Here is an 8,037-nt window from a genome sequence, read left to right as displayed (position 1 = left end):
GCCGGAAAACCCGCCAAAATCGCCATCACAGCCATCATGCGAAAGCTCATCGTCACCGCAAATGCGCTACTCAGGGCAGATCGTCTCTGGACCACAGCATGCGCTTGACCATCACGGATACTCTAACTGGGAAAAACCTAATTCGGGCTGGGGGATTCGAGAGGCGATGGCGATGGTAGCGCCGCGCCGCGGCCGGATCGAGGTTCATATGACGCCGGGCAGGCGCCTGATTATCGTCCGCCATCTCGCATGACCTGAGCGTCCCCGGTCGGGTCCGGCCCTGGCGTGGCAAACACCGAATCGATGAATTTGCGCGTGGTCGCCCCGAGTTCGCCGGCACGCCAGGCCAGCGCAAAGCGCACCACTGCCAGTTCGGCGGTGGCGTCGGGAACCTCAAGCGGGCGGAAGGCAACCCCGCGCATCCGCAGGCGCTCGGCCGAAGCGGGCACGATCGCAACGCCTTCGCCGCAGGCGACGATGCCGATGACCGCCTCGGTGGTCGGCGCCTCATGCGCTATTTCGGGATCGAAATTCGCGAGGCGGCACAATGCGAGCAGATCGGCCTGGAAGTTGAAGCCGCGCGTGGATTCATAGGTCACGAACCGGCTCGATCGCAGATCGGCGGGGGAAACCGCGCCACTGTGCGCCAGCAGCGGGTGTCCGAGCGGCAAGGCGGCCACCAGCGGTTCGCTGTGAACGAAGCGGGTTTCGATCAGTTCGTCGAAAATCGGCAGGCGCAGAATCCCGACGTCGATTTCGCCGCTTCTGAGCGCCTCGATCTGATGCAGGACAGACATGGCGCTGAAGCGAAGCTCGACGTCGGCCGTGGTCTCCCGAAACCGCCGGACCAGTGAGGGAAGGAGCGAATAAACCGTCGAGCCTCCGAAGCCGAACGTCAGCGTTCCGCTCAGCCCCATTCCTGTCCGCCGTGCAAGGTGGATGCCGTCGTCAAGCGCCGCCAGCGCCTTTCGCGCACTCAGCATGAGGCTGGCCCCCGCGGGCGTCAGCGCGACATGATGCTTGTCCCGATCGAACAGCCTGGTGCCGATCTCGCTCTCAAGCTCGCGGATCGCCCGACTGAGCGGAGGTTGCGAAATGTGGCAGCGTTCCGCCGCGCGGGTGAAGTTCAGTTCCTCCCCCACAGCAACGAGATAGCGCATCTGCCTCACATCCAACGTCATACCTCCAGAGTATTGCCAATGCTCTGATAATGTATTTCCGAAACGATGGCAAAGAAAGGATGATCCGTGCACGCAGAAGGAGACGCGATATGAGCGCGCGCATCGAGAGGCTTGGCTTCGAGCAATTGGCGCCGGGGGTGCAGTATGTCCTGCGCTCCAAATATGAACGGCTGGGCTATCTCGGCGAGTTCTTCCAGGTGACCGGCGTCCAGCCGGTGGTCCTGACCTCCTTCATGGAAATGACCGACGCGCTCAAGGTCGCTCTGCCGGAACATTTGACCGAGCTGGGCGCGCTGACCGTCGCAACGTTGATGGAAAACCGCTACGAACTGCACCAGCATGAGCGGCTTTCGAAGCGGCTGGGCTTCGGCGAAGCCTGGATAGCGGCCGTCGAGCAGGCGGATCCCGATGTCGCGCCGGAGCTTTCGGATGCCGAGCGCGATGTCCAGCGCCTGATCATCGCCATGCTGCGGCGGCGCGGCAAGGATGTGCAGGCCGAACTTGATAAGACGATCGAAGCGATCGGGGCGGAACAGGCGATCGCGGTGATGTTCCTCGTGGGCCGTTACGTCACGCACGCGCTGATTGTGAACTCCCTCGATCTTCAGCCGCCTGTTCCCTCGATTTTCGATCGGACCGTGAAATGAGCGAAGGGCTTTGGATTTCCGAGGCGGAAGTCGTCTCGCTGATGGCGCTGCCGCAGGCGATCGATGCGCTGCGCGACGGGCTTCGCGAAGAGGCGGCGGGCCGCGCATCGAACATGGTCAAGACGCACGCGAGCTGGGCGAACGGATCGACGTTGCACGCGATCGGCGCGGTGTTCGACGGGTGGGGAACCGTCGGCACCAAGACCTGGGCGCACACGGCCGGGGGCGCGATGCCGCTGCTGATCCTGATCGACAGCGAAAATGGTTCGGTTCAGGCGATCATCGAGGCTTTCGCGCTGGGGCAGATGCGCACGGGCGGCATCAGCGGCCTCGGCACCGATGTCATGGCGCGTCCCGATGCCAGCCGGATGACCATGATCGGAACCGGCAAGCAGAGTATCACGCAGGTGGCGGCGGTGGCGGCTGTACGGCCGCTGACGCGCGTGACCGTGTGGAGCCCGACGGCTGTGAATCGCGAGGCGCTGGCCGAAAAAATCGAAGCGAAGCTCGGCGTGGAAGCGATTGCGACGCAGACGCTCGACGAGGCGCTGGATTCGGCCGATATCGTCACGCTTGCGACCCGCGCGCGATCCCCCTTCCTCAGCGCGGACGTCCTCCCTCGCGGGGTTCATGTGAACGCGGTCGGCGCGATCACGCCCGAGCGCGCCGAATTTGACGCGGCACTCATCGAACGCGCCTCGGTGATGGCGGCGGACAGCGTGCCGCAGGTGCGCAAGCTCAGCCGCGAGTTCATGGATGCGTTCGGAGAGGACGAAGCCCGATGGCAGCGGCTGCAGTCCCTGTCGACGCTCGTTGCCGGGAACGCGAGGCGGCCCGCCGATGCCGATCTCACGCTTTTCAAGGCGATGGGGATGGGAATTTCCGATCTGTCGCTGGGTATCGCTCTCCTCAAGGCCGCGCGTGAGGCGGGGGCCGGCCGGCCGCTTCCGGCGATAACCCGCCAGGCGCCGCGCCTGACACTTTAGATTCCAAGGAAAGGACCGCGTCCATGACCCAGCCCCTGTTCATCGAAGCCAGTGGCGCGCTGCCGGAACGCGACGCACCCTGGGAGCCGATCGTCATCACCAAGGAACAGATCGATGCCGAGATCGAACGGCTAGCGGCGATGCCCCGGCCGGCGAACGGTCGGCGGCGGTCCTATTTCCAGCATCCGCGCAACGAACGCTCGATCGGGCTGGCGCCGGGCATCCAGGTGTCGCTCGACGTGCTGCTGCCGGGCGAGGAAACGTCGACCTTTCGCCAGAATTCGACCCAGGTGAATTTCGTCATTCGCGGGCGCGGCGCCACCGAGACGAGCGGCCAGCATCGCGAAACCGCGCTTTATGACGTCTGGAACACGCCATCGATGCGCATCTATCGCCACAAGAATATCGGCGATGATCTCTATGTCCGCCTGACCTATTCGAACGGCGCGCTGCTCGACATGATGAACATCCATGTCGTCGAGGAAAATCCGCAGCCGCTCCTGAAGTCGATCGACCGGGAGGATGAGCATGCGGCGGCGGACAGCACGCGCGTCAACCCCTATGGCACCTTCCAGCTGAACGAGGAAGGCGCGTGGATGATGCCCTATGAACGGCTGATCAACCCGCCGTCGGTGACCAGCCCCGCGCTCTACTGGCCGTGGGAGCAGGTCAAGGAGCATCTCGACAAGCTGGAAGCGCTGGGCAAGGATTATGTCGGCCGCAGGCTTTATCTGCTCTATAATCCGATGACCGGGCGTACCAACGGCACCACCCCCAATTTCTTCGCGACGATGACGTTGCGCCCGCCGAAGATCGTCGATCGGCCGCATCGCCACTCGTCCGCGGCGGTGAACTATTATTTCTCGGGTTCGGGGCGGTCGACCGTCGAGGGCAAGGTCTATGAATGGAAGGCGGGCGATCTGATGCTTTCCGCGCCGGGCTGGTCGGTCCATAATCATGCGAGCCATGACAATGGCCCGGTCTATGAACTGACGATCCAGGATCAGCCGCTCAACATCGCGATGGAATCGCTGCTGTGGCAGGAAAGCCTGAAGGAGCCGCCCGCGCTTCTCGGCGCCGAGGAAGGCTTCGCGACCAATCGTAAGGCGGTCGGCGGCTGATGGCCGGGGCGCGGCGGATCGATGATTTCGGCGGTGTGACGCTGGATGGCGACGCCATTGCGGCGGCCGCGCGGGCGCTGGACGAGGCGGAGCGGACGGGGCGGCAGATCCGCCTCCTCAGCGAGACCTATGCCGGCCTGACGATGGACGATGCCTATGCCATCCAGACGGAATGGGTGCGAATGAAGGCGGCGGCGGGCGATCCCGTGATCGGGTGGAAGATCGGGCTGACGTCGAAAGCGATGCAGGCGGCGCTGTCGATCGACATTCCGGATTCGGGGGTGCTTCTGCGGAGCATGGCGTTCGACAATGGCGCCCACATCGCCCCAGGCCGCTTCATCCAGCCGCGGATCGAGGCGGAGATTGCCTTCGTCATGCGCACCGGCCTTGAGCCGGAAGAAATTTCGGCCGAAGCGATCCTCGCGGCGACCGATTATGTGGCTCCGGCGCTCGAAATTCTCGATACCCGGATTACCCGCAAAGATCCGGAAACCGGGCGGCTCCGCAACGTCTGCGACACCATTTCGGACAATGCCGCGAACGGTGGAATCGTGATGGGCGCCCCGGTCCGCGAATTCGGCGCGCTCGACCTGCGCTTCGTCGGCGCGATCGTCTCGAAGGATGGCGATGTCGAGGAAACCGGTCTCGGCGCCGGCGTGCTCGGCGATCCGCTGGTTTCGATGGCATGGCTCGTCGAAAGGCTGGCGGCGCGTGGCGACCGGGTCGAGGCCGGGCAGGTCGTGCTTTCGGGATCGTTCATCCGTCCGGTCGAGGCGCCCCCCGGAAGCCATATCGTCGCCGATTTCGGATCCTTCGGGCAGGTAGAGTGCCATTTCGGTTGACCGAGGGCGATGTGGGAGAGTGACGTGAATGCGTTCAAACAGGCGATCGGCGAGCATCGCCCGCAGATCGGTTTCTGGCAGGCACTGGCCTCCTCCTATACGTGCGAGATTTCGGCCGGGGCAGGTTTCGACTGGTTGCTGATCGACGCCGAGCATGCGCCGAACGACGTTCCGCTCGTGCTGGCACAGTTGCAGGCGGCGAGTGCCTATCCGGTCGAACCCGTGGTCCGGCTTCCGGTGGGCGATCCGGTGCTGATCAAGCAGTATCTGGACATCGGGGCGCGGTCGCTGCTGATCCCGATGATCGAGGATGCCGCCATGGCGACGGCGATGGTCAGCGCGACGCGCTATCCGCCGCACGGCATCCGTGGCGTCGGGACGGCGATCGGGCGCGGCAGCCGCTGGAACCGCACGCCAGGCTATATCCGCAACGCGGCCGAAGACATCTGCCTGCTGCTGCAGGTGGAAAGCCGCGCGGCGATCGCCAATGTCGGCGCGATCGCACGAACCGAAGGCGTCGACGGCGTGTTCATCGGCCCGTCCGATCTCGCTGCCGACCTCGGTCATCTCGGAGATGCCGCCCATCCCGAGGTGCAGGAGGCGATCGAAGGCGCCATTGTGGCGATCCGCGCGGCGGGCAAGCCTGTCGGCATGCTGATGGCCGACGAAGCGCTGGCGCGGCGCTACCTTGAAATCGGGGCAAGCTTCGTCGCGGTGGGAACCGACGTGACGATCCTGGCGCGCGGCGCCGAAGCGCTCGCAGCCCGCTTTGCCGGCGGGGACCCGCGCCCGGCGAATTCGGGCGCGGGAGGCGTATATTGATGATGGCGAACGCAGCAGAAAACGTACTCGCGCACCCCGGCTCGCTATCGGTCAATCCGGCGACCGGCGAGACGGTCGCGCTGCACCCCTGGCTCGGGGAGCGTGAGGTGGCCGAAGCCGTCGACGCTGCTTCCGCGGCGTTCGACGTGTGGCGTGACATAAGCTGTGCGGATCGTGGCGCAGCGCTTCGGCGGCTGGGGCAGACTCTGGAGCAGCGGTCGGAACTGCTGGCGCGGCTGATCTCAGTCGAGATGGGAAAGCCGATCGGCCGCGCACGCGGCGAGGTCGCCAAATGCGCCGCGCTGTGCCGATGGTATGCGGATCATGCCCAACGGTTGATCGCCGACGAGCGGATCGACATGGGCAGCGATGGGGAGGCGGTGGTCCGCTATCGCCCGCTCGGCATCGTCCTCGCCGTCATGCCGTGGAATTTTCCCTTGTGGCAGGTACTGCGCGCCGCCGTGCCCGTTCTCGCGGGCGGCAATGCGATGCTGCTCAAACATGCCGACAACGTCCAGGGCTGCGCCAAAGCGCTCGCTGACTGTTTCGGCGCGGCGGGCTTCCCTGCCGGTCTGTTCGCGAACGTCCATGTCTCACGCGACCAGATCGCGCCACTGCTGGCCGACCAGCGGATCGTCGGCGTGTCGGTGACGGCGGGAACCGCGGCGGGCGGCGCCATCGCGGCGGAGGCGGGGCGCAACCTGAAGAAATCGGTGCTCGAACTCGGCGGATCGGACCCTTTCATAGTCTTGGCGGACGCTGACCTCGACCGCGCCGTTCCCGCTGCGATCGAAGCGCGGTTCCAGAACAGCGGACAGGTTTGCATCGCCGCCAAGCGGCTCATCGTGGAGGCGCCGATCGCCGAGGCCTTTACGGCGCGCTTCGTCGCCGCAGCCGAGGCGCTGGTGTGCGGCGATCCGCTCGACGACGCCACGGACCTGGGGCCGCTTGCGCGCGCGCGCGCGCGCGACGAACTCCATTCGCAGGTGGAGCGCAGCCTGGCGATGGGCGCGCGGCTGCTTGCCGGCGGCCGGATACCGGACGGGCCGGGCGCCTTCTATCCTGCGACCGTGCTCACCGGCGTGACCCCCGCTATGCCGGTCTTTCGCGAAGAGACGTTCGGGCCTGTCGCGGCGATCATCGTCGCCGATGACGGCGACGATGCGGTCCGGCTCGCGAACGACAGCGACTTCGGCCTCTCGGGTGCGATCTGGAGCGGCGACAGGGCGCGCGCGACCACGCTCGCCCGGCGCATCGAAACCGGTGCGGTTCATGTGAACGGGGTTCCCGTTTCGGATCCTCGGGTGCCGATCGGCGGCGTCCGGCAAAGCGGTTATGGTCGCGAACTTTCCCACTTCGGAATGGCTTTGTTGCATAACGTTGGAATGCCTTAAACCTATGATTACTTGATAATATTATACGACGCGGACGGTATTGGGCGTTCCTATTTGTGAGAAGCGATTGAGGATTGCGGCACGGACTTTGAGCTCGGTTATCTGACGCTCAAAGGTGCGCGCTGCGAGGCGGGAGCCCAGCAGCTTGAAGCAGTGCATTTTGGTTTCGACCAGACTGCGGCGATGATAGCCGCTCCACTTCTTCCAGATTGTCCGACCCAGATATTTCATCGCCCGCAGCGTCTCATTGCGGGCATCGACGCCGGGACCGTCCTTTGTCCATGATCGGCCGTTGCGGCGAACCGGGATGATCGGATCGGCGCCGCGTTCGGCAATGGCCGCATGGCAGTCTTTGGTGTCATAGGCACCGTCGCCACCGACGCTGACGATCCGCTCTTCGTCCGGGATCTGCGCCAGCAGGTCCGGCAGGGTCGGCGCATCGCCGGCGGCATTGGTCGTCCCTTCAATCGCCCGGATGTCGAGGGTCCCGGCGTCGATCCCGATATGCACCTTGCGCCACTGGCGACGCCGGGACGCGCCGTGCTTCCTCGTCTTCCACTCGCCTTCGCCCATCATCTTGATACCGGTGCTGTCCACCAGAAGGTGCAGGCCGCCTGAACTGGGGCGTCCGCCCAACTCCACCGGCAAGGTCCGCTGGCGGCGGCACAGTGTCGTATAATCCGGTACGGGCCAGTCCAGACCCGTCATCCTGAGCAGGCTTTGGACCAGCCCCGTCACCTGACGCAAAGGAAGCTGGAACAACCCCTTCAGCGTCAGGCAAAACTCGATCGCCTGAGCGGAAAAGCGCAGCGGACGTCCTGCACGCCCGTCCGGAACCGCAAACCACGCCATCCCAGGATCAAACCAAACCTCCAGCGACCCGCGCCTCTTCAGCGCAGCGTTATACTCGGGTCAGTTGGACACCTCGAAGAACCGCCTGATTTTGGCATGATATCGACGTGAAGGCGCATGAGAGGATGGTGAGCCCCGGTTTCGGAGGCTGATCCGCTGATTTCCGTGGTGGGACCGACCGCAGTCGCCGGT

The 8,037-nt window shown here is 64.9% G+C and carries 7 protein-coding genes and 2 pseudogenes; 7 read left to right on the top strand and 2 right to left on the bottom strand.

All coding sequences use genetic code 11. The features are described 5' to 3' along the window. Positions 1 to 108: pseudogene (locus EQG66_RS15680) on the top strand (IS110 family transposase); the annotation flags it as partial. A 122-nt stretch (positions 109 to 230) separates the two neighbouring features. Here EQG66_RS15680 and EQG66_RS14980 read toward each other — a convergent pair. Next, entirely contained in the window at positions 231 to 1,160 is a 930-nt protein-coding gene (locus EQG66_RS14980) for a LysR family transcriptional regulator (RefSeq protein WP_164975704.1), read from the bottom strand. A gap of 110 nt (positions 1,161 to 1,270) precedes the next feature. Between EQG66_RS14980 and EQG66_RS14975 the strand changes: the two genes are divergently transcribed. From EQG66_RS14975 to EQG66_RS14950, 6 genes are read left to right on the top strand one after another with little or no spacing between them, the layout of a single operon-like run. Then, positions 1,271 to 1,828, top strand: coding sequence for a carboxymuconolactone decarboxylase family protein (locus EQG66_RS14975; protein ID WP_245988130.1), 558 nt, complete (start codon positions 1,271 to 1,273; stop codon positions 1,826 to 1,828). Next, positions 1,825 to 2,814, top strand: a complete 990-nt coding sequence (locus EQG66_RS14970) for an ornithine cyclodeaminase family protein (RefSeq protein ID WP_129405307.1) — start codon at positions 1,825 to 1,827, stop codon at positions 2,812 to 2,814. The genes EQG66_RS14975 and EQG66_RS14970 overlap by 4 nt, the downstream gene beginning before the upstream one ends. A gap of 23 nt (positions 2,815 to 2,837) precedes the next feature. Next, positions 2,838 to 3,935 carry a cupin domain-containing protein gene (locus EQG66_RS14965; RefSeq protein ID WP_129405306.1) on the top strand — a complete coding sequence of 366 codons (1,098 nt, stop codon included), beginning with the start codon at positions 2,838 to 2,840 and terminating at the stop codon, positions 3,933 to 3,935. Beyond that, complete coding sequence (gene hpaH, locus EQG66_RS14960) at positions 3,935 to 4,777, top strand: 2-oxo-hept-4-ene-1,7-dioate hydratase (RefSeq protein WP_051585693.1); 843 nt, start codon at positions 3,935 to 3,937, stop codon at positions 4,775 to 4,777. The genes EQG66_RS14965 and hpaH overlap by 1 nt, the downstream gene beginning before the upstream one ends. A gap of 24 nt (positions 4,778 to 4,801) precedes the next feature. After that, positions 4,802 to 5,599, top strand: coding sequence for a 4-hydroxy-2-oxoheptanedioate aldolase (hpaI, locus tag EQG66_RS14955; RefSeq protein ID WP_223308216.1), 798 nt, complete (start codon positions 4,802 to 4,804; stop codon positions 5,597 to 5,599). 2 nt (positions 5,600 to 5,601) lie between these two features. Further along, positions 5,602 to 6,993 carry an NAD-dependent succinate-semialdehyde dehydrogenase gene (locus tag EQG66_RS14950; RefSeq protein WP_067738978.1) on the top strand — a complete coding sequence of 464 codons (1,392 nt, stop codon included), beginning with the start codon at positions 5,602 to 5,604 and terminating at the stop codon, positions 6,991 to 6,993. Positions 6,994 to 7,014: 21 nt separating this feature from the next. Here EQG66_RS14950 and EQG66_RS14945 read toward each other — a convergent pair. Continuing rightward, positions 7,015 to 7,899: pseudogene (locus tag EQG66_RS14945) on the bottom strand (IS5 family transposase); the annotation flags it as partial. Positions 7,900 to 8,037 lie beyond the last annotated feature (138 nt).

The sequence above is a fragment of the Sphingobium fluviale genome, assembly GCF_004122115.1.
GTDB lineage: Bacteria > Pseudomonadota > Alphaproteobacteria > Sphingomonadales > Sphingomonadaceae > Sphingobium > Sphingobium fluviale.
The sequence above is the reverse complement of the archived record's forward strand: the minus strand, read 5'-3'. Positions and strand labels throughout refer to the sequence as shown.

What these genes read in the sequence shown, in the direction of transcription:
- EQG66_RS14980 (WP_164975704.1), bottom strand. Translation starts at nt 1,160, where the DNA reads ATGCGCTATCTCGTTGCTGTGGGGGAGGAACTGAACTTCACCCGCGCG.
- EQG66_RS14975 (WP_245988130.1), top strand. Translation starts at nt 1,271, where the DNA reads ATGAGCGCGCGCATCGAGAGGCTTGGCTTCGAGCAATTGGCGCCGGGG.
- EQG66_RS14970 (WP_129405307.1), top strand. Translation starts at nt 1,825, where the DNA reads ATGAGCGAAGGGCTTTGGATTTCCGAGGCGGAAGTCGTCTCGCTGATG.
- EQG66_RS14965 (WP_129405306.1), top strand. Translation starts at nt 2,838, where the DNA reads ATGACCCAGCCCCTGTTCATCGAAGCCAGTGGCGCGCTGCCGGAACGC.
- hpaH (WP_051585693.1), top strand. Translation starts at nt 3,935, where the DNA reads ATGGCCGGGGCGCGGCGGATCGATGATTTCGGCGGTGTGACGCTGGAT.
- EQG66_RS14950 (WP_067738978.1), top strand. Translation starts at nt 5,602, where the DNA reads ATGGCGAACGCAGCAGAAAACGTACTCGCGCACCCCGGCTCGCTATCG.